The organism is Streptomyces vastus (assembly GCF_039532825.1).
GTDB classification, from domain to species: domain Bacteria; phylum Actinomycetota; class Actinomycetes; order Streptomycetales; family Streptomycetaceae; genus Streptomyces; species Streptomyces vastus.
In genome coordinates this window covers 100431-124321 of record NZ_BAAASJ010000020.1, presented here as the reverse complement: position 1 = coordinate 124321, position 23891 = coordinate 100431, and the positions used below count along the sequence as shown (strand labels likewise).

General features: G+C 68.8%; 26 protein-coding genes and 1 pseudogene. 22 read left to right on the top strand and 5 right to left on the bottom strand.

Annotated features, from left to right (window positions below; translation table 11 throughout):
• The first annotated feature begins 54 nt into the window (after positions 1 to 54).
• From ABD357_RS08815 to ABD357_RS08755, 13 genes are all read left to right on the top strand, one after another.
• Positions 55 to 648 carry a hypothetical protein gene (locus ABD357_RS08815; protein WP_344388781.1) on the top strand — a complete coding sequence of 198 codons (594 nt, stop codon included), beginning with the start codon at positions 55 to 57 and terminating at the stop codon, positions 646 to 648.
• Positions 645 to 1424: a CIS tube protein gene (locus ABD357_RS08810; protein WP_344388780.1), complete on the top strand. Its 780-nt coding sequence runs from the start codon at positions 645 to 647 to the stop codon at positions 1422 to 1424. The genes ABD357_RS08815 and ABD357_RS08810 overlap by 4 nt, the downstream gene beginning before the upstream one ends.
• A gap of 15 nt (positions 1425 to 1439) precedes the next feature.
• Entirely contained in the window at positions 1440 to 2498 is a 1059-nt protein-coding gene (locus ABD357_RS08805) for a phage late control D family protein (RefSeq protein ID WP_344388779.1), read from the top strand.
• On the top strand, positions 2495 to 3139 hold the full coding sequence (locus tag ABD357_RS08800; protein ID WP_344388778.1) for a phage baseplate assembly protein V: 645 nt from the start codon (positions 2495 to 2497) through the stop codon (positions 3137 to 3139). Before ABD357_RS08805 ends, ABD357_RS08800 begins: the two co-directional genes overlap by 4 nt.
• Before the next feature lie 16 nt (positions 3140 to 3155).
• Positions 3156 to 3554, top strand: coding sequence for a PAAR domain-containing protein (locus ABD357_RS08795; RefSeq protein WP_344388776.1), 399 nt, complete (start codon positions 3156 to 3158; stop codon positions 3552 to 3554).
• Positions 3551 to 3952: a GPW/gp25 family protein gene (locus tag ABD357_RS08790; protein WP_344388774.1), complete on the top strand. Its 402-nt coding sequence runs from the start codon at positions 3551 to 3553 to the stop codon at positions 3950 to 3952. Before ABD357_RS08795 ends, ABD357_RS08790 begins: the two co-directional genes overlap by 4 nt.
• Entirely contained in the window at positions 3949 to 7503 is a 3555-nt protein-coding gene (locus tag ABD357_RS08785; RefSeq protein WP_344388773.1) for a putative baseplate assembly protein, read from the top strand. Before ABD357_RS08790 ends, ABD357_RS08785 begins: the two co-directional genes overlap by 4 nt.
• Before the next feature lie 8 nt (positions 7504 to 7511).
• Positions 7512 to 8474 (top strand): baseplate J/gp47 family protein, encoded by a 963-nt coding sequence (locus ABD357_RS08780; protein WP_344388772.1) that lies wholly within the window; start codon positions 7512 to 7514, stop codon positions 8472 to 8474.
• Positions 8471 to 9115, top strand: coding sequence for a phage tail protein (locus tag ABD357_RS08775; RefSeq protein WP_344388771.1), 645 nt, complete (start codon positions 8471 to 8473; stop codon positions 9113 to 9115). Before ABD357_RS08780 ends, ABD357_RS08775 begins: the two co-directional genes overlap by 4 nt.
• An 18-nt stretch (positions 9116 to 9133) precedes the next feature.
• Complete coding sequence (locus tag ABD357_RS08770; RefSeq protein WP_344388770.1) at positions 9134 to 10951, top strand: hypothetical protein; 1818 nt, start codon at positions 9134 to 9136, stop codon at positions 10949 to 10951.
• A gap of 28 nt (positions 10952 to 10979) precedes the next feature.
• Positions 10980 to 11210, top strand: coding sequence for a hypothetical protein (locus tag ABD357_RS08765; RefSeq protein ID WP_344388768.1), 231 nt, complete (start codon positions 10980 to 10982; stop codon positions 11208 to 11210).
• Between the two features lie 527 nt (positions 11211 to 11737).
• Positions 11738 to 12091, top strand: a complete 354-nt coding sequence (locus ABD357_RS08760; protein ID WP_344388767.1) for a restriction endonuclease subunit S domain-containing protein — start codon at positions 11738 to 11740, stop codon at positions 12089 to 12091.
• 196 nt (positions 12092 to 12287) lie between these two features.
• Complete coding sequence (locus tag ABD357_RS08755) at positions 12288 to 12419, top strand: hypothetical protein (protein WP_344388766.1); 132 nt, start codon at positions 12288 to 12290, stop codon at positions 12417 to 12419.
• 380 nt (positions 12420 to 12799) lie between these two features.
• On the opposite strand, the gene ABD357_RS08750 is transcribed toward ABD357_RS08755, so the two are convergent.
• Entirely contained in the window at positions 12800 to 14221 is a 1422-nt protein-coding gene (locus tag ABD357_RS08750; RefSeq protein ID WP_344388765.1) for an ATP-binding protein, read from the bottom strand.
• Positions 14222 to 15639: 1418 nt separating this feature from the next.
• Here ABD357_RS08750 and ABD357_RS08745 point away from each other — a divergent pair.
• Complete coding sequence (locus ABD357_RS08745) at positions 15640 to 16641, top strand: hypothetical protein (RefSeq protein ID WP_344388764.1); 1002 nt, start codon at positions 15640 to 15642, stop codon at positions 16639 to 16641.
• A gap of 104 nt (positions 16642 to 16745) precedes the next feature.
• Here ABD357_RS08745 and ABD357_RS08740 read toward each other — a convergent pair whose 3' ends face one another.
• The gene (locus tag ABD357_RS08740; protein ID WP_344388763.1) at positions 16746 to 17627 is read right to left on the bottom strand and encodes a hypothetical protein; all 882 of its coding nucleotides are present in this window, start codon (positions 17625 to 17627) and stop codon (positions 16746 to 16748) included.
• Between the two features lie 471 nt (positions 17628 to 18098).
• Between ABD357_RS08740 and ABD357_RS08735 the strand changes: the two genes are divergently transcribed.
• Together ABD357_RS08735 and ABD357_RS08730 are read left to right on the top strand one after the other, a co-directional pair.
• Complete coding sequence (locus ABD357_RS08735; protein WP_344388762.1) at positions 18099 to 18545, top strand: GntR family transcriptional regulator; 447 nt, start codon at positions 18099 to 18101, stop codon at positions 18543 to 18545.
• An 11-nt stretch (positions 18546 to 18556) separates the two neighbouring features.
• Positions 18557 to 19126: an HD domain-containing protein gene (locus tag ABD357_RS08730; RefSeq protein ID WP_344388760.1), complete on the top strand. Its 570-nt coding sequence runs from the start codon at positions 18557 to 18559 to the stop codon at positions 19124 to 19126.
• Here ABD357_RS08730 and ABD357_RS08725 read toward each other — a convergent pair.
• Together ABD357_RS08725 and ABD357_RS08720 are read right to left on the bottom strand one after the other, a co-directional pair.
• Complete coding sequence (locus tag ABD357_RS08725; protein WP_344388759.1) at positions 19114 to 19587, bottom strand: NUDIX domain-containing protein; 474 nt, start codon at positions 19585 to 19587, stop codon at positions 19114 to 19116. The genes ABD357_RS08730 and ABD357_RS08725 overlap by 13 nt on opposite strands.
• Entirely contained in the window at positions 19584 to 20354 is a 771-nt protein-coding gene (locus ABD357_RS08720; protein WP_344388758.1) for a helix-turn-helix domain-containing protein, read from the bottom strand. Before ABD357_RS08720 ends, ABD357_RS08725 begins: the two co-directional genes overlap by 4 nt.
• Before the next feature lie 454 nt (positions 20355 to 20808).
• On the opposite strand from ABD357_RS08720, the gene ABD357_RS08715 reads away from it, so the two are divergent.
• The 5 genes and pseudogenes from ABD357_RS08715 to ABD357_RS08695 all read left to right on the top strand — a co-directional run.
• On the top strand, positions 20809 to 21159 hold the full coding sequence (locus ABD357_RS08715; protein WP_344388757.1) for an HIT family protein: 351 nt from the start codon (positions 20809 to 20811) through the stop codon (positions 21157 to 21159).
• Positions 21160 to 21322: 163 nt separating this feature from the next.
• The gene (locus tag ABD357_RS08710) at positions 21323 to 21616 is read left to right on the top strand and encodes a hypothetical protein (RefSeq protein ID WP_344388756.1); all 294 of its coding nucleotides are present in this window, start codon (positions 21323 to 21325) and stop codon (positions 21614 to 21616) included.
• Positions 21613 to 21939 carry a DUF6303 family protein gene (locus tag ABD357_RS08705; protein WP_344388755.1) on the top strand — a complete coding sequence of 109 codons (327 nt, stop codon included), beginning with the start codon at positions 21613 to 21615 and terminating at the stop codon, positions 21937 to 21939. The genes ABD357_RS08710 and ABD357_RS08705 overlap by 4 nt, the downstream gene beginning before the upstream one ends.
• Positions 21936 to 22946 carry a DUF2637 domain-containing protein gene (locus ABD357_RS08700; protein WP_344388754.1) on the top strand — a complete coding sequence of 337 codons (1011 nt, stop codon included), beginning with the start codon at positions 21936 to 21938 and terminating at the stop codon, positions 22944 to 22946. Before ABD357_RS08705 ends, ABD357_RS08700 begins: the two co-directional genes overlap by 4 nt.
• Positions 22943 to 23371 (top strand): annotated as a pseudogene (locus ABD357_RS08695) (DNA cytosine methyltransferase); the annotation flags it as partial. The gene ABD357_RS08700 and the pseudogene ABD357_RS08695, both read left to right, overlap by 4 nt.
• Here the strand turns inward: ABD357_RS08695 and ABD357_RS08690 are convergent.
• Complete coding sequence (locus ABD357_RS08690) at positions 23297 to 23590, bottom strand: hypothetical protein (protein ID WP_344388827.1); 294 nt, start codon at positions 23588 to 23590, stop codon at positions 23297 to 23299. The pseudogene ABD357_RS08695 and the gene ABD357_RS08690 sit on opposite strands and share 75 nt — an antisense overlap.
• Between ABD357_RS08690 and ABD357_RS08685 the strand changes: the two genes are divergently transcribed.
• On the top strand, positions 23574 to 23873 hold the full coding sequence (locus tag ABD357_RS08685; protein ID WP_344388826.1) for a hypothetical protein: 300 nt from the start codon (positions 23574 to 23576) through the stop codon (positions 23871 to 23873). The genes ABD357_RS08690 and ABD357_RS08685 overlap by 17 nt on opposite strands.
• The last annotated feature ends 18 nt before the right edge of the window (positions 23874 to 23891 follow it).

Below are 23891 nucleotides of genomic sequence, written 5' to 3'. Positions count from 1 at the left end.
AAGCCGCTCGCTTCCGGTCCGGCGACTTCGGGTGCGGCGACTTCCGGTCCGGTGATGGCATACGTACCGTCGGTGCCCCGCCGTGGCCTGGGCGCCCCGGCGGCCCCCGGCCGGCCGGTGCCGCCTGCCCTCGCCCGGCCTGGCTCCGTGGCGGCGGATCCCGCCGTCCGGCCCGGCTCCACCGACGGTCCGCACCCGGCCGTGCGCACACCGACCCCGACCGTCGCCGCCCACCCGGCACCGGCGTCGTACCCCGGGACACCCGGCGCGCAGCTTCCCGCCGGCGCGGCGCCGACCGAGGTGGTTGCCGCGCGACAGCCGGGGGCCCAACGGGTACGGCCCCTGCCGCTGGCCCTGACCACGGCGGCGACCACTCCCCATGACCGCCCGTCACCCGGCACGGCCGCATGGCAGGCAACCGGCGTGCCATCGCAGCCGGTGGTTCCGGGCACGGCGCAGGACGCGCGCCCCGGGCACGCCGGGCACGCCGACCCCGCAGGCCACCCGCCCCGCGCCGACCGCGGCACCGAGCAGCCGGACCCGGTGGAGGCCGCCCCGGTGGACGTCGCGCGCCTCGCGGACCTGGTGCACCACCGGATCGTGCGCAGGCTGGCCGTCGAGGCCGAACGCCGGGGGGTGCGGCGGTGACCTTCAACAAGGCGGCGGGACTGGCGAGCACCCTGCTCGGTGTCGGCCCGGGCGGCGGCGGGCTGCAGAAGCTCACCATCTCCCACGACGGCACGGACTTCGCGGACAACGGACCGATCGAGGCGCTGTTCAACCCGCACGAGATCAGCCGGTCGCGGTCGGTCACCTGGGAGGCGTCCGACCCGGCGTGGGGCGCGTGGACCTGGAGCGGCCTGCAACACGAGTTCGGGGCCGTGGAGCCCGCGACGCTCTCGCTCGAGCTGTTCTTCGACACCTACGAGTCGAGGGCGAGCGCGTCGGCCTGGGCACGGGCCACCTCGTTCGTGACGCCGTCCAACCCGTTCCAGACCGGCGACGCGACCGACGTGACCGCGCTGACCAGCCGGGTGGCGCGGCTCGCCGAGGTCGACACGGAGCTGCACCGCCCGCCCCAGTGCACGCTCTCCTGGGGTGAGTTCTCCGAGATCTTCACCGGTGTGCTCACCCGGCTCGACGAACGGTTCACGATGTTCCTGCCCGACGGCACGCCGGTGCGGGCCACCCTCTCGTGCAGCTTCGTCGAGTCCCTCACCGACGCGCAACTGCGGGAGCGGGAGCTGCACTCGGCCGACGTGGACAAGACGTGGACGGTCCGGCGCAACGACACGCTGCACAGCATCGCCGCCGCGGAGTACCGGGACCCGCGCCTGTGGCGGCACATCGCCTCGGCCAACGGCATCGTCAACCCGCGTGACCTGCGACCGGGGATGGTCCTGACCATTCCCCGGCTGAGCTGAGCGGAGGGCCACGCGATGAAGACCGCAGAGTCCGTGCCGGACCTCGACATCCGCTGCGACGGCGTGCGCCTGCCGCCGGACGCCCGCCTCGACGTGGAGTCGGTGACCGTCCTGGAGGATCTCGACGCACTCAGCATGTTCACTCTGACGCTGCGCAACTGGGACTCCGAGCGGCTGACGGTCTCCTGGTCGGACTCCCCGCTCTTCGCGGTCGGCACCGAGGTGCGGATCTCGCTCGGGTTCATCGGCGACCTGCACCCGGTGATGACCGGGGAGGTCACCAGTCTGGAGCCCGCCTTCACCGCGGGCCGGCTGCCGAGGCTGACCGTCCGCGGGTACGACTACCGGCACCGGCTGGCCCGTGGCCAGCGCACCCGCACCTTCACCCGTACCAAGGACAGCGCCATCGCCCGCCAACTGGCCCGGGAAGCGGGACTGCGGGCCGAGGTGACCGACACCGGGACCGGCCTCGACTACGTGGTGCAGAACAACCAGACGGATCTGGAGTTCCTCCAGAAACGCGCGAGACTGATCGGGTACGAGGTCCACGTACGGGACAAGGTGCTGTACTTCCGGCCACCGCAGCACGGCCGTCCGCCGTCGCAGAAACTGCGCGTCGGCGACGACATCTCCGAGTTCACACCCCGGTTGCGCACACTGACCCAGGTGCGTGAGCACTCCGTGCGGGGCTGGGACGTGGCGCGCAAGCAGGCCGTCGTCGCCACCGTGGAAGCCGGCCAGGAGTCCACCACCATGGGCGGCACCGCCACCGGCCCCCGCCAGGCCGACCGGGCCTTCGGCAGGGCGGCGTCGGTCAGCACGGACCTGCCGGTGCCGAACCGGGACCGGGCCGACCAGATGGCCCGCGGCCAGTTCGACGACCTGGCGCTCACCTACATCACCGGCGAGGCCGAGTGCGAGGGACAGCCCCGCCTGCACGCCGGCGAAGTGGTCGACATCCAGGGCGCGGGCACCACCTTCAGCGGCCCCTACTACCTCACCTCCGTCAGCCACTCGGTGACCGCCGCCGAGGGCTACCGGACCAGTCTCCAGGTACGGAGGAACGCCGCGTGACGGAGATCTTCGACCATCTGACGGGCCAGGAGTCGGGCCGGGCGGACGGGCGGTTCCACGGGGTGGCGATCGGCATCGTCACCAACAACCGCGACCCGGACGGCCTGGGGCGGGTCAAGGTGGCCCTGCCCTGGCTGGCGGACGACGCCGAGACCGACTGGGCGCGGATCGCGGTCCCGATGGCAGGGGCCGGCCGTGGCTTCTGGTTCCTGCCCGAGGTTGACGACGAGGTCCTGGTCGCCTTCGAGCACGGCAACCCCGAGGTCCCCTACGTCGTCGGCGCGCTGTGGAACGGCAAGGACAGACCGCCGGTCACCAACGACGACGGCCGCAACGACATACGGTCGATCACCTCCCGCAGCGGGCACGTGATCCGGCTGGTCGACACCGACCGGGACGAGCGCATCGAGATCGTCGACCAGACCGCGAAGAACAGCATCGTGATCAGCACGAAGGACAACCGGATCACGATCACCGCGGCTGCGGACGTCGTCATCTCCGCCGGCGGGAAGCTGCGGCTCAGCGGCAACGGTGTCGAGATCACCTCCAAGGCCGACGTGAACGTGGAGGCCAAGTCCGCGCTCGCGGTCAAGTCCGGCGGACGGCTGGCCATCAAGGGCAGCCAGGTCAACATCAACTGATTGGGGGGAAGATTTCATGGGACAGTTCGCCGCGAAGCAGGGTGACCTGGTGACGGCCACCGACATCCACATCGTCATGGTGCCCGGAGGACCGGCGCCGGTTCCTACGCCGCTGCCGCACCCGTTCACCGGGATCATCAACGGTGGACTGAGTGCCGACGTCACCATCATGGGCAAGCCGGCGGCGGTGGCCGGGTCCACCGCCGAGAACACCCCGGCGCACCTGCCCGCGCCGCCGGGCACCTCGTTCCAGAAGCAGCCGTCGAACACGGCCACCCTCGAAGGCGGCAGCACGACCGTGAAGATCAACGGGAAACCCGCGATCAGGACCGGTGACCCTGCCTCGACCTGCAACGATCCGCAGGACCTGCCGAGCGGGACGGTCATGGCCACGGGCACGGTGACGATCGGATGACCGAAGTGACGGACAGCGGCTTCCTCGGCACCGGCTGGGCGTTCCCCGTCGGCCACGACCCCGAACAGGGCATACGGCTGACCGGGAGCGGCGCGGAGGCCATCCGCCAGTCGATCTGGCTGATCCTCGGCACCGCGCCCGGCGAGCGCGTGATGCGGCCGGACTTCGGCTGCGGCATCCACGACGCCGTCTTCGATGTCAACGACGCGAGCACCGCGGGACGCGTCAGCCGGTCGGTGCGTGAGGCACTGACCCGCTGGGAACCGCGGATCGACGTACTGGACGTCTACGCGGCACCCGACCCCGAGGACCGGCACCGGCTGCTCATCGAGATCAACTACCGGATGCGGTCGAACAACAGCCGCTTCAACCTCGTCTACCCCTTCTACGCCATATGACCGGACAGCCCTCACCCATCGACCCCCGCGACCGCGAAGCCCTGGTCGCGCAGACCACCGCGCTGGCGACCCGTTACAGCGGCTGGCAGCCGCCCGCCGACGGACGTCCGGACGGCGGCCAGGCGCTGATCGGCGTCTTCTCGCGTTTCGCCGAACTGGTGGTGCAGCGCCTCAACCAGGTGCCGGAGCGCGACTACCTCGCATTCCTCAACCTGATCGGGACCCAGCCGTCGCCGCCCCTGCCGGCCCGCGTGCCGCTCACCTTCCAACTGGCCGAAGGCAGCCGGACCGACGCGCTGGTCCCGGCCGGCACACAGGTCGCCGCCGACCCGCGGGACGGCGAGGACGACGAGGTCGTCTTCGAGACCGGCACCGACCTGGTCGTGACCCGGTCCCGACTGCGAGCCGTCGTCGTGGACGACGCCCCGCACGACACCTACGCCGACCGCAGCGCTGAGGCGACCGGCGCCCGGAACGAACCGTTCGCCGCTTACACCGGAGACCGGCCGGTGCCGCACCAGCTCTTCGTCGCCTGCGACCCGGTACTGGCCGCCGAGGGAACCAAGGACGTCACGCTGATCCTGACGACCCCGGACGGCACGCTGCTCGACGGGTGGCCGATCTCCTGGGCGTACTGGAACGGCACCCAGTGGCAACCCGCGGAGGCGGACACCGCCCCGCAGGACGGCACCTGGACGGTGACTCTCACCGGCCTGCCACAACTGCCCCCGTACGAGGTGAACGGCACCTCGGCCGGCTGGCTGCGCGCCCAGCTCGACATGCCGCTGCCCCACGGCACCTCCGGGCTGCCGCCCGACGCGGTCGCGACCGGCCGCCGGGCAGCCCAGGACGACGCCGCCGGGGTGTTCCCGTTCGGGGACACCGACCAGGGCCAGTGGTTCTACCTCAGCGTCGATGAGACGGTGGCGGCCCGCGGGGCCACCGTCCGGCTCGCGGTGACCCTGGCACGACCCGGGGCAGCCGATGACCCGGCCACCCCGGTGCGGCTGGTGTGGTCGTACAAGGACGGCGACGAGTGGCAACGGCTCGGTGAGTCCAGCACGGAGGCGGAGACGGCCGACGCGGGCGACACCGGCCTGCGGGACGGCACGCTGGCGATGACCCGCGACGGCGTGATCAGCTTCCGGGCCCCGGCCGACTGGCCCGCCGAACTGTTCCAGGGGAGGTCCGGGCACTGGCTCCGGGCGGAGATCGTCCAGGACGGCACGGCCTACGCCCGCCTGCCGCGGCTGGCGTCGCTGACCGTGGGGGATCCGCCCACCGTCACCGGCATCGAGGTGCGCACGGAGACGGTGCCGGAGCGGGTGGCGCCGCCGGGAGCGTTCACCAACGGCACCCCGCTGGACGTGACCCGGGACTTCCACCCGTTCGGCGAGCAGCCGCGCTTCAACGACACCTTCTATCTGGCCTGCCCGCAGAGCCTGGTCCGGCCGGGTTCGGACCTCACCCTCGACGTGACCCTGACCAACGGCCCGGACGGCCCCGTCCCGCCGGTGAACACCGACGGCGACCCGCGGATCGTCTGGGAGGCATGGGACGGCACCGGCTGGCGCCCGGTGACCGTGACCGTCGCCGCCCCGGACGCCGACGACCCGGACTACGCCTTCACCGCCGACGCCACCCTGCTGCTCACCCCGCCCGACGGCTTCGCACGCACCGAGGTGGGCGGCGTCGAGGAGTACTGGCTGCGCATCCGGCTGATCGGCGGCGACTACGGGGTCGCGGCCCACTACACGCGAAACGGCGACGGCTCCTACGAGCTGGTCGACGCCACGTTCGCACCGCCGGTGATCACCACCCTGTCGTGGAGTTCCCCGGGGCCGACGGCGCCCGTCCCGGCACCGGTCTGCGTCACGCACAACGACTTCCGCCTCGTCACCCACCACCTGGACCCGGGTACCCCGTGGTCCGTCACCCCTTTCACGCCGCATCCGGAGCGGGATTCCGCCCTCTACCTCGGCTTCGACCAGCCGTTCGACACCCGGCCGGTCACGCTCTACCTCCAGGTCGAACCGCCGGAACCGGAGGAGGTGGCGGCCGACCGGCTCGCCGGGACCGACCTGACCGACCGCGCCGGCCTGGTGTGGGAGTACGGCGGCCCCGACGGCTGGCAGCCGCTGGCCGCGGTCGACGAGACCGCGACCCTGTCCGGCCGGGGCATGGTGCGGTTCGTCGGACCGGCCGACCTGACCGCCCGGGAGCACTTCGGACAGAGCCGCTGCTGGCTGCGGCTCCGCCTGCGGCACGGAGGTTTCCCGGTCACGCCGCGGCTGCGCCGGATCCTGCCGAACACGACCTGGGCGACGCAGGCCGTCACCGCCACCGACGAGATCCTCGGATCGGGCACCACCGAGGCCGGCCAGCGGCTCAGCACCGCGCAGAGCCCGGTCCTGGCCGGTCAGCGGCTGGTGGTACGGGAGCCGGAACGCCCGCCGGCGGCGGAGGAGGCAGAACTCACCGAGGCCGAAGGCGCCGACGCCGTGACGGTCACCGAAGACCCCGAGGAGGTCTGGGTGCGGTGGCACGAGGTGAGCGACTTCCACCGCTCCGGTCCGCTCGACCGCCACTACACCGTCGATCGCCAGAGCGGTGAGATCCGCTTCGGTGACGGTCGGGCCGGGCGGGTGGTACCGCGCGGTCAGAGCAACATCCGGGTCACCTACCGCACGGGCGGCGGCGAGGAGGGCAACCGCGCCGCGGGGACCGTCGTGACGCTGAAGTCCGCCGTCCCCTCCATCGACTCCGTCACCCATCACGAGCCTGCCTCCGGCGGCAGCGCGTGGGAGCCGCTGGACCGGGTGCGCGCCAGGGGACCGAGGTCGCTGCGCCACCGCGACCGCGCCGTCACGGCCGAGGACTTCGAGGACCTCGCGTACGAGTCCTCGGCCGAGGTGGCCCGGGTCAAGGCGGTGCCGCCCAGCCGGTACGACCCGTTCGACCTCTGGCTCGACCCGGCGGCCCCGCAGCCGGGCAGCGCGCACACGGAAGCGGAAGCGGAAGCTGGCGGGGTCGGGATCGTCGTGGTCCCGGACTCCGGCGCCCCGCGCCCGGCACCCGGCCTGGGGCTGCTGCGCCGGGTCGAGGAGTACCTGCGGGCCAGATGCGGCCCGACCACCGCGCTCCGGGTCGCCGGCCCGGAGTGGATCGAGGTGACCGTCGCCGCGACGGTGGTGCCGTCCTCACCGGACGTCGCCGGGCTGGTCGGTGGACGGGTCGAGGAAACCCTGGAGCGCTTCCTGCACCCGCTGACCGGAGGACCGGACGGCACAGGCTGGGCCTTCGGCCGCAAACCGCACCGCTCGGACCTGTACGCGGCCATCGAGGCCGTCGACGGCGTCGGCCACGTCCCCGCACTCACGGTGACTCAGGTGGCCCACTCCGACAAGCTCGGCGACCGGCTGGAGGCGGTGCTCGGCCGTTCGCTGGCGCAGCTCGCGGCCCAGCCTGCGGCCCCGGAGCTGACCCGATGGCTGGAACGGGCACTGGTCTGTTCCGGCCGGCACCAGATCACCGTAACCCTGGGAGCGTGAGGAGTTCCGTGCCGATTCCCCTGCCGAGCCTCGACGACCACGACTTCGACGACCTGGTCGGCGAGGCGCGGGCCCTCCTCCCCGTGCTGCTGCCGGAGTGGACCGACCACAACCCCGGCGACCCCGGCATCGTCCTCGTCGAGCTGCTGGCCTGGCTGACCGAGATGCAGCTGTACCAGGTCGACCAGCTGCCGCAGAGCCACACCCTCAACTTCCTGCGGCTGCTCGGCGGCCCCCAGTGGTCGCCGCCGGACACCGGCGGCCTCGACGCGGCCGTACGCCAGAGCGTCGCCGCGCTGCACGAGCGCCACCGGGCCGCGACCGCGGACGACTACGAGTACCTGGTCCGCACGACCTGGCCCGAGCAGCCGCAGGCCGCCGGGCTTCCCCGGGTACGGCGGGTGCGGTGCGTGGCGGGCCGGAACCTGGCCGGTACCGACCCGGCCGCGGCGGCCCCGGCGCACGTCAGCGTCGTCGTCCTCCCCGAGCCGGGCGGGACGGCGGACACGCATCCGCTGCCCACCGAGGCACTGACCACGGCCCTGCGTGAATTCCTCGACCCACGCCGGATTCTGACCATCCGTCACCACGTGGTCGGCCCGGAGTACGTCGACCTCGTGGTCTCGGCCGACCTCGCGCTGTACGAGGACGCCGTGCCGACGGACGCCCTCGCCGACGCGCGGAACCGGCTGCGGGAGTTCTACGACCCGTTCGCCGGCGGTGACACCCGCGACGGCTGGTCCTTCGGGCAGAGCGTGTACCTGTCCGAGGTCTACGCCGTACTCGAACAGTCGCCCCTGGTCGACTACATCGAGAACGTCCGCCTCACCCGCACCGGCACGGACGACGGCACGGACGCGGACGGCATCGCGCTGGACGCCCACCAGTTGGTGCGGCTGACCCGGGTGGACCTGGTGGGCTACGACAGCTACGGCAGAACCCACCCGTCGACCTGGGAGCTGCCGGCGTGAGCGGTGTGAGCAGCATGAGCCGCTACCTCGACCACTTGCCTGCGGTGTTCCGGGAGGACCCGTTCGCCGGCCGGTTCCTGCTGGCGTTCGAAGCCGTACTGACCGGCCATGACGACATCGTGGGCCTCGAACAGCTCATCGAGCGCTCTGCCGACCACGTCGACCCGCTGGCCACCGGCGAGGAGTTCCTGCCGTGGCTGGCCGGGTGGGTCGGCCTGAGCCTGCGCGCGGACTGGGACGCGGACACCAAGCGCGGGTTCATCCGCGAGATCGTGCCGCTGTACCGGCAGCGGGGGACCCTGGCCGGGCTGCGCCGGATGCTGGAGATCTACCTGCGGCCGCTGGACGACGAGGTGACCCGCGACGACGTGGTGATCTTCGACGAGTTCGAGACGCCCGCCCACTACTTCCAGGTCCAGTTGACGCTCGGCGACGCCGACCCCGGGCGGCTGCGCCGCGTCCAGGAGATCGCCCGGGCGATCATCGACCGGGAGAAACCGGCCCACACCTTCTACGCGCTCAAGGTCGTGGTGCCCACGATGCGGCTGGTCTCCGAGGAACTGCGCGAACGCGAGGGCGACGTACCGGAGTTGCTCATCCTCGGCCAGAACACCGTGCTCGGCACGCGTGACTCGACCTGACATTTCGGAGGAAGCCCGATGGCGGACTACACCCAACCCGACGTCGTACCGAAGCGCGTCCGCTTCTTCGACGGGCAGTTCCTGCAGGACCAGGACTTCATCGACGAGCAGAGGTTCCACCTCGACCGTGAGCGCCGGCAGAGCCGGCTGCTGCGGCTCACCGGCGTCAGCACCGGCCTGACGGTGACCGCGGCCGAGCCGTCCCGGATCACCGTGACCCGCGGCATGGCGGTGGACTCGCTGGGACGGCACCTCGTCCTGGCCGCCGACACGGCCCTGCCGCTCGGCGAGGGCTTCGAAGACCGCCAGGGCATCGAGGTGCACCTGGCCTACCGGGAGGCCGCGACGGACGTGGCGCAGACCGGTGGGGCGAGCGCGCGCCGCTGGGACGAGAGCCCCAGGATCGTGGTGGTCGCCCCGGACGGCACCACCACGGTCGCCCCCGACGACGCCCCGCCCGACCTGGACGGCCCCACGGTGCTGCTCGCCCGGCTCGCGGTGGCCGAGAACGGCGAGGTCACGGTGGACCCCACCGCGGCACAGCGATCCACCCTCTCCGTCGCGGGCGCGCTCGGCGTGGGCACCGACGCCCCCGGCAGCGACCTGGAGATCGGCGACTACGGCCCGCAGGACCGGCACTTGACGTTCAAGGTGGCCGGAGGCGACGGGCACCGCAGCGGGATCCGGTTGCGGGCCGGCTCGGAGAGCGAGAACGAGGGCTACTCCCTGGAGTACGACCAGCGACCGGTCGAGGGACAGGGGCTGCACGTCAGGACCCACGGTCCCGACGATCCGGAGGGCGGCACGACGAGGCTTTTCGTCGCCCCGGGCGGCGATGTCGGCATCGGCACCACCGCGCCGGGCAACGACGGCAGATGGGACCGGGTCGTCGACGTGGTGGGCGCCGGGAGAACGAAGCTGTCGGTGCGGACCGCCAACGTCGAGGGGGGCGTGGTGGCGCACGACACGGGGGTGTTCGGTGCGAAGGCCGGCATGGTCGTGGGCACCGTGTCCGCCAGCCCGCTGACTCTGGCCACCGGCGGGGCGGCCCGGCTCAGCGTCACCGCCGATGGCCACGTGGGTGTCGGTGCCACCGCTCCGGCGGGCACCGAGGGGTGGGGCCGGGTCGTCGACGTCGTGGGCGCGGGCAGCACCAAGCTGTCGGTACGGACCGCGAAGGTGGACGCGTGGGTGCTGGCACGCGACACGGGGATGTTCGGTGCGGCGGCCGGCATGGTCGTGGGCACCGCGACCAACAGCCCGCTGACCTTCGTCACCAGCCAGGCCAGCCGACTCGCCATCGCCGCGTCCGGCGACGTCGGCATCGGCACCGGCAAGCCCACGTCCAGACTGACCGTCAGCGCCGAGGACAACCACCTGCAGCTACGCCGGGAGAGGATCCAGCCCGACGAGGACAACAAGTACGTCTTCCTGGAGCTGTTGCAGGACGACTCCGGGCCGGCGACGTTTCCCCCTGCGTCCTTCAACATCAGGTTCAAGCATCACGGCTATTTCCAGCACCGGATCGAGGCTGGACGGCACGGGTTTCACTTCAAGCACGGCGATCTGCAGGACGACACGTACCGGAACATCCACGCGGCGCGGGTCACCGCCACGGAACTGGCGATCGGATCGGTCGTCATCGGTGAGGCCGAACTGGCCGTACTGAAGAAGCTCGCCGCAGGAGAGCTGAACGTCCAGCTCTTCAACGTCCCCCAAGCGAAGTACGCCTTTGTCTCCAGTGGTCCGGTAAGTGGGACCGTGCACAGCGTTTGGGCGAATTCCGGATCCAGCGACGCCTACCGCTGGGTTCTCAAGCCCCTGGTTCAGGACTGACCACGAACTCCGGTGAAAGCAGGCCGACATGAGAGCCGAGATGGAAAAGCGTGTCTCCGAACTGGAGACGGAGTATCGCGAAGGACAGCGGATGCTCGCCGAACTGGAGGCCAAGCAGGCGGACCTCCAGCAGACCGTGCTCCGTATCAGCGGTGCCCTTCAGGTGCTGAACGAACTCCTGGCCGCTGAGAACGCCCCGGAGAACGGCGGCGCCGAACCGGCACCGGCGGCAGCGGCGCGTCAGGAGGTGCCCGCGTAGGCCCGTTCCGTGTTCGGCGGAGGGTCGTTCCGGTCCGGGTCGCCGCCGACTGCGGCGGGAACGGTCCGTGACGCGTGCTGTACTGACCGATGCCGAGGGGAAGTCGATCGAGCCGTACCTGCTGCAGGGCGAGTGTGGGCCAGTCGCTGACCTGCGCACGCCGTCGACCAGCATCGCGATCAACTGTTCGCCGCTCATCCCACTCGACACGGCTTTTCCGGCGAGCCGGTCACGGTCCTCGGGCCCAACGGCGGTCTCGGCCATCTCGCATCGCTTCCATGATCGCTGGATCCGCCGTTGATCGGACACTCCCGACCCTGGCCGAGCTCGCTGCGGCGGATGCCGCTCGCCCCCCTGCGGACGAGGGCGGGATGCCGAAGGAGAAAGGAATCCCCTTTGTGGCGCCTGGGGACATCCTGCAGAGCGACATGCCTCACCTGTACCGGACGGAGCGAAGACTCCCCTTCGGCCAAGCGGGCAGCGCGTGTGACCCGGGTTCCCTTCTGGTCGGATCAAGGGAGGACGGCGTGCGGGCCGTGATGAATCGAGTGCCCGTCGCCGTCGGCCGTGGAGTTCTGGTGCTGAGGCCGGCGTTGGTGACTGACGGCTACTGGCTGCTGCATGAGATCCGTTCACGCGGCACTGAACTGGTGGCCGCCGCACAGGGATCCGCCGGGCGGGAACTCAGCCGGCGCGCATTCGGAGCGACCCGGGTTCGGTGGCCCCCGCAGGACGTGCGTGAGCGATTCGCCCGGCTCGCCGAGCGCCTCCACGCCCGGGCGCACACCGCACACGGGGAGAACGAGACACTCCGTGTCCTGCGAGGCCAGGCTCTTGACGGTTTCCTGGCCGGTTCTTTCGGCGGGATGGCCGCAATGTGAAACTCGGTGTGTCGACGGACTCCGCCAGGTGTTTCGCGGTGAGCCGTAGCTCCGGACGGCACCCCGCCCGTCAACCACCGAGTGCCGGTGTCACTCATGGGATGCTCGGTGCTCTGGTGGCCCGCCGGGCTTCTGCCCACGCAAGCGGACATGCCCCCATCCGCGCACGCGTCTTCGTGCTGCCCGGGGATGTCCTGTGTTGCGCTTCCACGACGAGTACCATCCGCTTTCCCGGCCGCTCCCGCTGCACCTCGTGAAGCTGGCCCAGGAGTACGTCCTGCCGCTCGCCCCGGTCCCGGCTCTGGCGGCCGAGCCGCACTCCGAGTAGCCGCCCGTGACTCGGTACCGGCCGCTCCACAGCTTGCCCGGGCCGTGGAGCGGCACCCGGTCGTCTCCGGGCGTCTGTGAAAGGCCCGAGTTCCGGTGTCATTCGCCTTGGTGGAGGCGCTGCAGGTCGATGAGCTGGATGTCGCGGTCGCGAGCTGCGGCTTCTCGCAGGTCGTCGGTGAGACCCGCGCCGCTGAAGCACATGAGGCGTGCCTGATCGGCCGCGGCGCTGCCTCGAAACGGCCTTGCCAGTCGTGTGGGTGGGAAGGTATCGGGGCACTGTGGGACGGTGCCCGCGAGCACGGGATTGCCACCCTGACCACCTGTCAGGACTGGCTGCCGCAGTGTCTCTGGCCTTGCCTTGGGCGGCTTGGCCGCGGGTCAGGTCCAGGCAGCGAGGAGGTCTTCGGGGGTGAGGCTGGGGATGCCTGGGGCGGTGCAGCCGTTGCGGGTGACGGCGAGGAGGGGGGTGGTGTCGTCGGCGCCGGGAAGTTGGGAGCGGTGGGTGATGAGGCGGGCGAGGTCGCGGGTGTCGAAGGATTTGTTCTCGAGCCATTTGATGGATCCGATGAGGGTGATCTTTTTGGCGATGGGGGAGCGGTCGGCGGCGATGATGTCGATCTCGGGGTTGTTGGTGCGGGTCCAGTAGCCGCCGATGGCGTTGCTGTCCGCGGGGAGCCGGTCGTCGGCGAGACGCCAGAGGGCTTCGCGGACGACCGGCTCGATGGCGCGTCCGCGCCATGCCGTCCAGCTGGTGCGGATGGCGTCCAGGACGCGGTCGCCGCGGCCTCGTTCGACGGCGGGGATGCCGGGGCCGATGAAGGAGAGCCAGAAGCGTAGGTAGGGGTCGTCGATGCGGTAGCGGGTCTCGCGGCTGGGGCGGGTGGACAGGGGGAGTTCGGCGGCGACCATGCGGCGTGTGGTGAGCAGTTCCAGGGAGCGGGTTACGGAGCCGGGGTTGAGGCCGCCGGCTGCCCGGCCGATCAGGGTGAAGGTGCGTTCTCCGTGGCCGATGGCGCCCAGTACGGTGCGGGCCTGCGCCTCGGTGGGGAACTCGGCGGCCAGGGTGCGCTCGCCACTGACGAGCAGGGCCGCGGTCGGTCGGCGCAGAGCTGATGCGAGGTATTCCCACAGGTCGGCACCGTGCGGCCACTCGTCGAGGATGAGCGGGAGCCCGCCGGAAACGAGGTAGGCGTCGAAGGCGTCGGCTGCGGGCAGGCCGAGCATCGCGGCGACGTCGGCGGGGCTGAGCGGGGGGACGACCATGTCGGTGCCGCGCTGGTAGAAGGGCCGTCCGTAGGTGTTGAGTTTCTCCATCATGGCGATGTCGGAACCCACCAGGATCAGGAGCACGGGCAGCTTGGACAGGGTCCGGTCGAAGACCTTCTGCAGGGCGCCCTCGAAGCTGGGGTCCTCGCGTACGAGGTAGGGCATCTCGTCCAGGACGACCACGCTGGGTCTGTCCACAGGGAGCGCTCCGGCGAGCAGGCTCAGGGCCGCGTCCCAGGTCTGCGGCGCCGTGAAGTCGGCGAAGCGGGCCGCATCGGGAAGGGTAGAGACCGCCACCTCGGCGGCGAAGCCCGCCAGATCCTCTTCCTTCGAGCCGCCGACAGCGGTGAAGAAGACGTGGGGCAGCCCGGCGCGCTCCAGGAACTCCTCCACCAGCCGGGACTTGCCCACACGTCGGCGCCCCCGCAATAGCACGGCCCGGCCGGGCCGCCCGCTGCGTCCGCCGGTCCGCACGGGGGCGAGCAGATCGTCCAGAAGGCCGAGTTCGGCCCGGCGGCCGATGAATCCGTTCACGGCGACCGACCTCCGTCACGACAGGGTGGGAAACTTGCATCGATGATACTTTCATGGATGCACCTATCGCAAGCCGCAGCCAACAGGGGCTGCCTGTCCGAGTCCGGTCCTGGCAGCTGCGGGGCGCACCGGCATAGCCCCGGACCGGCCCGTCGTGGTCGCGGCCCCATCAACTGCGCTTCCGCGATGAGTACCACCCGCTTTCCCGGCTGTTTGTAAGCACTTCCGTCGGGACCACGGTTCCAAGGTCTTCTGGTACCACTCTCGAACGGGCGGCCGACGGGTCACCGGGCTCCAGACGGCCTCTTCTCGCTGGCCATGCCTGTGCATCAGCCCCACGCCGACCCGGCGGCCGAACGCCTGTCGGAGCCGAAAGAACCTGGTACGGCGGTACCAACGGACCTTGCTACAAACACCCGGCCGCTCCCACTGCACCTCGCGAAGCTGGCCGAGGAGTACTTCCTGCCTCTTTCCGTGGCCCCGACCTCGGCTCCGGTGGCCGGGCAGGGCTCTGAATAGTCGTCTGCGACGTGATGTTGGCAGCTTTGCGGTTTGCTCGAGCTGTGGAGCGTCACCCGGTCGTCTCCAGCATGAGGCGGAAAAGCCCCTGATCATCAGGGGCTTTTCCGCTGGTGCCGAAGGGTGTGGCGCTCCACGGATCGGAAGCCCGTGAGGTACTTGATTCCAGGGTTCTGCACTCTGTCGGAACGCCTGCTGTGTTGTCCTCTGGGCCAGTTGGACGGGCTCGGAACAGAACTGACCCGTCGGTCGAGGAAAGTGGAACGGCCCGCTAAGGCGTGTGCTTTGTTCGCTTCTCTGGCCACAAGCACGCAGCTCGCAAGCGAGTTGTGCGAGTTTTGGATCGAAAAAACCCCGATTCCGGCGTCTCCGTCCCGCACATGTCCCGCAGGGGGCGATGTCACGGGATCGGACAATTGGGGCTTAGGTTGAGCAGTGCGGTAAAACTCCAGGTCGGAGTACGTGGACTGGTGAGCGCTCATAGCCTTGTTGGCCGTTGCTGTTTTGACATGCACAAGAAAGGCCCTGACCGGCGTTTCCGCTGGTCAGGGCCTACATTTCCGGTGCCCCCGGCAGGATTCGAACCTGCGCACACGGCTCCGGAGAGCATGCTCATGGCGTGCTTCGTTGGGGCTCTGACCTGCACGGGAGCCGGACGGGCCGTGACATCTCGTTCCGCTCACACGCTCACCACACGAACGCGGCCGGAGGCGTGCGCGGTCACCTCCAGTTGCTGAGTCTGCGAACGAACCCTCTGCCACCTTTCGGGCCGGCGGTCCGAGCCGAAGGGCGGGCGATGGAGCCCATCGCGAGCTTACCGAGACGGTAGATGGGCAAGGCTCGTGTCACGAGCCACATACGGTGTACCTCTGATCTGCCTCAAACTGCGCTGGCGTGCGATGCAGTGGTACGAGGATGACGCCATGTCGAACTGGTACCAGGCTCATGGCGGTGTCCGCACTCACTGGAAGTTTGTTGTTACGCCTGCCGGGATTGCCCTCACCTACTGGAGCAACGGCCTGTACTACACCCACAAGGCTCCAGGGGTGGTTCTGTTCCTCTGCGGCCTGGCGCTCATGGGGATTGGGCGGCGACCTTGGCAGAGGATCGCAGAAAATTGGCAAACCCCTAAACGTATCCGCCACTGGCTGGGCACGACTTTCGAAAGCCCGGCGTGGATCAGTTGCTGGGGATACCTGAAGCTGACAGTCTGGGGCGTGATCGCGTTCAGAGCCGCTCTGTATCCGCTCAATCAGTGGGACAGGATTGTGGCGGACCCGCATCAACTGATCGACTACTTCAAGAATGCCCAGTTGATGCTGGTATTCTGCTTTGTGTTCCCTTTCTTTACTCGATGGATAGCGCCTAAGGATGACCTGCTCGAACGGTTGGAGGGGCGTCTGTGGCGGGCCATGATCAGCCGGACGCTGGCGAACTTCAATGGTGCTTGCGGCTTGGCGCTGTTGCTGTACGCGTTGTTGTCCATGCTCTCTCTTGGCTACGCCAAGGTGTTGCCAGCTCTGGCTCTCACGATTGGCGTCGCTACGGTGGTGGCAACGCACAAAATGTGGGCCCGCTTTCGAAAGCTTTGCACGCAGGCTCACAAGGACATCCAGGCGCTGATTCGGACCCTGGAGAAGCCTCCCAGCGAGGATGGCGAGTACGAATTCACGGTCCTGGAAGCGTGGGACCTGGTCGAGCGGGACCTTCGCACTCGGGTTGACACGGGGTACGGATTCGGCACGCGGCTTGCTCCGAAAGCGGTCATTGCCGCACTAGATGAGAAATTGGTGGCAGTGAGCAAGGGGGCGCCAGGCGGCGAAGAGGCGCGTGACCAGGCACTGGACGTCTTGAAGGCCATTCGGGATGTCTGTGAAGGACGCATCGATGCAGTGGCCTGAGAGGGGAGACGGGCGTGGCTGCAACACCCCGGGTGTTGCAGCCTGGTACCCCGGGCCGGACAGCTGGGACGTTGGCGAATCTCGCTGTTCCGGCCATTCAGGGCTCACGCTCCGTTGTCACGGGGAGTGTGAACGGGGCAGGTGCGAAGAGTGGAGCCGTCGGGTACATAGACCCCCTGACATTTATCCATCGTGCACTCGCTCAAGACATCGAAAATAGTGCCGCAATAAAAACACAAGGCGACTTCGTCGTCGGGTGACTTAGCGGTCCTGGCTTTGTGGACAAGTTCATCCTCGTCACAGATCGGGCAGCGTTGCGGAGAAGGCGTTTCGGCATCCGGCGAGTCTAGTTCGTACTCCCACCGATGCCAGCGATCCTCTAAGTAGATTTCTGCCCCGAAAGATTGCTCACAGCACCTGCATGCAACAGCGTTGTATCTGTCTCCTTTTCCGTCAACCAGGGCTGCCCACTCGCGGCAGAACGGGCACCTGACAACGCGATCTAGCTGCTTTCCGATTACGGAACGCGCGCGCTTCGATCGCCGCTCTAGTAGGGTTCTTATCTCCCGAGCTTTATTTTCCACTTCCTCTATGGTTCTGATGATCTCCTCGGTTTCGCTCACAGGGCCGTAGTCTGCGGTGAAGAGGTGTTGGCGGACGAAGGACAGAAGGAAGGCGAGCACGTACACGGCTTGTGCCTCTACGCGATAAGCTGAGGCGGTCAGGCCGTAGTGTTGGAGAGCATTGCGTGCCTCCGCCAGGGAGTCGATAGCTCTGGCGTCCTTCTCCTCGATGCTAACCTGAGCGATGTTCCGCAACCGGACGATTACGTCCCTCATGCCGCAGCTCTCGAATGAACCTTTCCTGAAGTCCTCGACGCTAGCGCGTGCTGGGTCTTTGAATACCAAGCTGAAGTGTTCGAGCTCTAGTCGTGCCTTAAGTAGAACTTCAGTGGCCGCCTGAAGGTGCAGCACGGCGTATTTCAAGTTACGAGGATCGGGATTGTCTGCCAGGTGGTCTACAGCGCTGAGCAAGTAATCCAGTCCGTTAAGGACTAGCGGGTAGTGAACGTCTGGCCGAGTCCGTATGGGTTCCATGTGCTCATGTGCTGGTGACCTTTCTTCGGTGCCCCGTTTTCCCTCCATGGCCCCTCCCTACGCAACTGGATGGCTTAAGACCGACTCATCATCTCCCTCGGGCTTGCCTTCCTGCTCCCTCTTTTCGTGGGACTGTCTAAGCCGGAGCCGACAACCCCCTGACTGCCCGGCTTGGCCCGGGGCGCCGCTCTGCTGTTGGGACAGGTGGGACAGCCTGGTTTCTTGCTGTCCCACCTGTTTGCGCAGGTCACTCCGGCTGCTGGGACAGTCGGACAGCTAGGACACCGTCTGCTCGGCCATGTCCTACACAGCACGTGGCACTCTTGGCAGCGGGCAGTGAAGGCAGTGAGAGGAGTAGGAGTGTCGGAGGCCAGTCCGCGCGGAACCTACCTGGTCATCTCAGAGAAGCTACGTGAGCGGATCGGGGCAGACGAGAACGCCGAGGTGCTCCCGTCGGAAGCTGATCTGATGCGTGAGTATGGTGTCGGCCGGAACACAGTCCGGCGGGCTCTGAACGCTCTCCAAGCAGAGGGCGTCCTGGAGTCTGCTCCCGGAATCGGGTGGCGCATCGTGCGGGACGGCGATCGCCGTTCCCTCGCGGAGCGGATGTCTGACCTGATCGCGGAGGAATCGCTGTCGGTGGGCGACCCGTACCCGTCCGAGTCGCAGCTCTGCAACCGCTTCGGCGCCTCCCGCACGGCCGTACGTCGCGTCCTAGCGCAGATGGAGGGAAACGGTCTGTTGGCCACCGTCCATGGCAAGGGGCGTACGGTGCGCGCTCTCCCGACTCCCGCCGTCCGGCCGTAGTCTTGGCCGCCATGGGACTCACTGAGTGGGCGTACTCGCTCTCCGAATCGCTGCTGTCCGATCCGCTCCCGCGTCGGTGGGCGCACTCTTTGGGGGTCGCCAAGCGCGCTCGCTCCCTGAGTCCGATCCTGGGCGACGATGCTGAACTTCTGGAAGCCGCCGCCGTGCTGCATGACATCGGCTACTCACCGACCATCGCCATCACGGGTTTCCACCCGCTGGACGGCGCGCGGTTCCTCAGGGACGAGGAAGGGGCAGACGAACGCGTGGTTCGTCTCGTCGCTCACCACTCCTGTGCGCTTCTGGAAGCTGAGGAACGCGGGCTGAGGCACGAGCTGGAGAGCGAGTTCGAGCTAGAGCGTCCGGACCTCGTTGACGCGCTGCTCTACTGCGACATGACCACGACGCCGGACGGGACTCAAACCACGCCGGCCGAACGGCTGGACGAGATTGTGCAGCGGTACGGCCCGGACACGATTGTGGGGCGGTTCATTCAGCGTGCGGCCCTCGAGATCCACGGGGCCGCGAAACGTGTTGAAGAGCGCGTTGCGCAGGTCTCCGCTGGCGATCAGCCGACGTAGGGCTCACGTCCCGAGTCGTTGAGACCGTGCTGGATGCGCAGCATCATCGACGGGTGAATGTCCAGTCCATCGAGGTCCGTTGGGGCGACCCAACGGACCTCTTTCGATTCGCTGCTTGTGCGCAGGGAACCGCCGACGGGGTGGGCTCGGAAGCAGATGGAGAACTGTTGTCGGACCTCTCCGTCGTCGTACGCCATGACGTGCTCAGGGTCGGTGTAGAGCCCGATGATGTTGTCGACCTTTACCTGAATGCCTGTCTCCTCCAAGACCTCACGGACGACCGTGTCGCCGATGCGTTCGCCGATGTCGTGGCCACCGCCCGGCAGTGCCCACAGATCGTTGTCGGTCTTGTGGATGAGCAGAAGTCGTCCCGCATCGTCCCGGACGACCGCCGTGACTGAGGGCACTACCGAGTTGGCCTTCGGGGCGTTCGGGTCACGGAAGTAGTCGATACGGCTCATCGGTTCGTGCCTTCCCAGTCGGCGGGCGAAGAGATCGGCCGGGCCGATTCCCAGACGCGTTCCACGCTCTCAGCGTATGCGTCGAAGAGTTCGCCACCGGGAACGCGTCGGAGGTGCAACACGGGGGCCAGGTAGGCGCCGACGCCGTAGATGTGGCCGTTCGCCAGCATCTCGTCATCAGCTCGATAGATCGAGTTGTAGAGGGTGGTGCTGTGCAGCCGGAACTCAACACCAGGCAGGCCGAAGAGTGGGCCGTAGTTGACCAGGGCGTTCCGGACCTTCGCTGCCATCGCCGGGCCGATCCCCTCGTCGTCTCCGCGTACGGCCACTGCTGGTGACGTCGGCTCTCCCAGCATGAAGCGGATGGCCACACCCTCGGCTGACTTCTCCTTCACGATGCGGTGGAACGTCGCATCTTCCGTCAGCCAGAAGCCGGAGTACACCAGCACATCGAACTGGCGCCTCGCCTTGGAGTAGAGGTCTGTCCAAAGGGTCTGCATCACTACGGAGCGGTGCGGATAGAGCCTCACCAACTCTGCGTTGCCAGACGCCGTGACCTCGGCCGACGTTCGCTCGTCGGGCCACAGATACGACACCTCGCACTTCAACAGCGAGGCTGTCGCGTACTGGAAGCGTCGGTATGGCTTGCGATCGGGCTCGTTGATCCAGCGTTCGACTGTCTTGGCTGCGACTCCGAGCCGTTGCGCGACTTCGTCGAGCGTCAGGCCCAAGTCCACTATGGCGCCTCGCAGTCGCTCGTTGGGCACGTCAACCTCCGCCTTACTGGGACGACTTGGTAGGACTTCACGCTAGCGAAGGACGACCTGAGCCGTACAGGTGCGAAGTCGAGCGTCGTCCGCCCCGGCAGCAGTCTGTAGGTACATCGAGCGAGGGGCTCGCAGAACCCAAACAGCCGAAGGGCTTGACGGGCTGAACTCCTCTCTGCAAGATGAGGAACACGTAATACATGTTCCTCTCGGTCTGGAGGGCTCCGTGAAACGGGCCTGAAGGAAGCCGCTGACCTTTGACAACTGAATGGGGATCATGCCGCCTCTCCTCGGCCAAGTAGGCGGCCATGCGGGACTTCGTTCCGCGTGAGGTACAGCGCAACTCAACCCCTTCGCAGTGCTTCGGCGCTGCGGCCGGTTGCCTCCCCTGCTCGTCTCGTACGAGCGGGGCTGAGGGGAGCCGGAATATCCCTTCGCTTCCTCGGAGTCCTTCATGAGCGCTTCCTGTGTCTTCTGCGCGATCGTCGCCGGGCAGGGTCCGGCTTCCGTCGTCCGCGAGTGGGACGACGTGATCGCGATCCGTCCGCTCAACCCGGTCACGCCGGGGCATGTGCTGGTCATCCCGCACGCCCACGTGGCCGACGTCGGCGAGGACCCGGCCGTCTCCGCGCGGGTCATGGCGTGCGCGGCGGAGCTGGCCGGGATGCTCCCGGCCGCGAACGTCATCACGTCCAAGGGGGCTGCGGCCACCCAGACCGTCTTCCACCTGCACGTGCACGTGGTGCCGCGCGCCGAGGACGACGCGCTGCCGCTGCCCTGGACGCCGCAGCAATCCGCCGCCTGATCTGCCCTCTTCGCCCTTCAGCCCCGATGGTCGCAAGGTCGGGTTCGACTCCCGGCCGGGGCACCGCCCCCGCCGCATCTGCGGCTGGGGCCCGGAGCGGTCGTCGTCTCGCCAAAGGCCTGCGGCCGCTCCTGTTTCCCGTCCCTCCGATTCAGGAGCCCTCATGCGTACGTATATCGGCGGTCATCAGGCCGTCTCCGTCAACGACTTCATTGAGCTGGCCCTTGGCACTCCGGCTGAGCTGTGGCTGGGTGTCGAGGGTGAGACGGGCGAAGAGCGAGCGGCCCGGCTGGACGCGGCCCGCGACATCCTCGCCGACAACCCGGAGCTCCCGGACGACGTGACCCGCGTCGTTGCCGAGGTGATCGAGGCGCACGCCCCGGAGTTGTTCAACGTCGTCCCGCTGACCCGTCCGGTCGGGCTTCGTCGGCCCTCCCGGAAGGGAGCGGCGGCATGACCTCTCGGGTTCTGCGGGCGCAGATCACCTTGCGGTGCTGCGGCACGGCGATTCCGGAGCGGACCGCCGGGCCGTGCTGGCAGCTCTTCGTCGTGATGACCGGATTGGTGAGTGACTGGCCTGTCTTCACGTGGCCCACGTCGCCGCAGGTCCCGACGGTCGGGGAGCGGGCCAAGTCGCTTGCCTCGCTCGGCTTCACGCTTGCCGAGGACGCCGAGTGGGAGTGGTGCGAGAGCACCACCTCGGAGTTCCACTCGCACCCGGTGCAGGTGGAACTGATGGCCGCGGCTCAGATCCGGCCGCTGGACGGGGGTGCGGCATGACCACCACCGAAACGACACCGGCCATCGAACGTCCGGCGGTGCCGCCGCTGACGAAGCCGGAGATGGGGCTCGCTGGGATCGGCGCGCTCGCTGCGGCCGGAGTCGGCGCGCTCGGCTTGGCCTCATCCTTCGACGCCCTGTCGGCCGCCGCCGAGCAGTGGGACTTCGCCTCTCCGTGGATGCTGCCGGTCGGTATCGATGTGGCCATTCCGGTCTTCACCGTGGCCAACCTGCTGCTGATCCGGATGGACATGGCATGGGCGTGGGTGCGGTGCGTGCCCTGGGTTCTCACCCTGATCACGTGCTGGCTGAACGTCGCGGCCGGACACTCCCTGTCGGCCAAGGTCGCGCACGGCACGATGCCGCTGCTGTGGGTGGTGTTCTCCGAGATCGGTGCGCACATCTACGCGGTGCGGATTGGCGCGGCCACCGGCCGCCGCATGGAGAAGATCCGGTTCTCTCGCTGGTTGCTCGCCCCGCTCTCCACGTTCGCGTTGTGGCGCCGGATGACGTTGTGGGAGGTCACCTCCTACGGCGTCGCGCTCGCCTGCGAGCGGGACCGGCTGCTGTCCCGTGCGGACCTGCACGAGCGGTACGGCTGGACGTGGCGGTGGAAGACCCCGCGGCGCGAGCGCGTGATGCTGCGCATGGGCGAACTGGCCCCCGCCGGCGACGACGTACCGGTCAGGCCGGAGCCCAAGCACGCACCCGAAGAGCCGAAGCGCGAGACGCCCAAGCCGCCGCGCAAGCGGCCGACGGGCAAGGCCAAGACGGCGCAGCGCACCCCGGCCGAACTGCTCGCCGAGGCGCGCACCATCACGGCCGACTGGAAGGACGCCGCGATCAACGCCGAGGCGCTGCGCAAGGCGCTGCACTGCGGCTCCCGTCCCGCCCGCGCCGTCCGTGATGCCCTGCTTGCCGAGCGGGCCGACGGGCGCGCACTGCACCCCGTCCACGCTGCCGACGCCACGGCGTCCGGCGACGGTGCCGAGGGAGTAGCGGCATGACGGCCTTACGGATCGGTTCTGTGTGCACCGGATACGGCGGCCTGGACATCGCCGTCCAGGCCGTGTTCGGCGGGGAGCTGGCGTGGGTGGCGGACAACGACCCCGGCGCCGCGCGCATCCTGGCCCACCATCACCCCGAGGTGGCCAACCTCGGGGACATCACCGCCCTGGACTGGCACGGCGTTGAGCCGGTGGACATTCTCACCGGCGGCTATCCGTGCCAGCCGTTCAGCACCGCGGGCAAACGGAAGGGAACCAAGGATGCCCGGCACCTCTGGCCGCACATCGCCCGCGCCCTTGGGGTTCTACGACCCCGGCTCGCGGTCTTTGAAAACGTCGCAGGGCACCTTTCACTCGGCTTCGACACCGTGCTTGGAGACCTTGCCTCCCTCGGGTTCGATGCGGAGTGGTGCACTCTTCGTGCGGACCAGGTCGGATGTGCCCACCAGCGCAAGCGGCTGTTCTTCCTCGCCCGCCTTGCCGACCCCGAGAGCGCGGGACGCGAAGGGGCGGGGGTATGCGGACGGACTTCCGGCCACGGTCTCGCTGCTGCCCACCCCGTCGACCTCGGAGGCGACCGGGGTGGGCAGGCCGGACGGGAACCGCAACGACACGCTCCGGGCCAGGGTGGCGCTGCTGCCCACCCCGCGGGCGTCGGAGAGCGAGAACCGGCAGACCAAGCGCAGCCCCTCGCAGGAAGCCGGGACGCACGGCAAGAGCCTGGCCGCCGAGGTGGGCTCGCTGCTACCGACCCCGCGCGCGACGGACGGGGAGAAGGGTGGCCCGAACCAGCGCGGCAGCAAGGGGGATTTGACCCTGCCCTCGGCAGCGCACCGGATTGGGGCGAGTATGCCCCCGCGATCCGGCGGTGGGAAGCGGTCCTCGGCCGTCCCGCCCCCGGGCCAGTTGACGCTCTGGGACGGCTGAACCCGCCGTTCGTGGAAT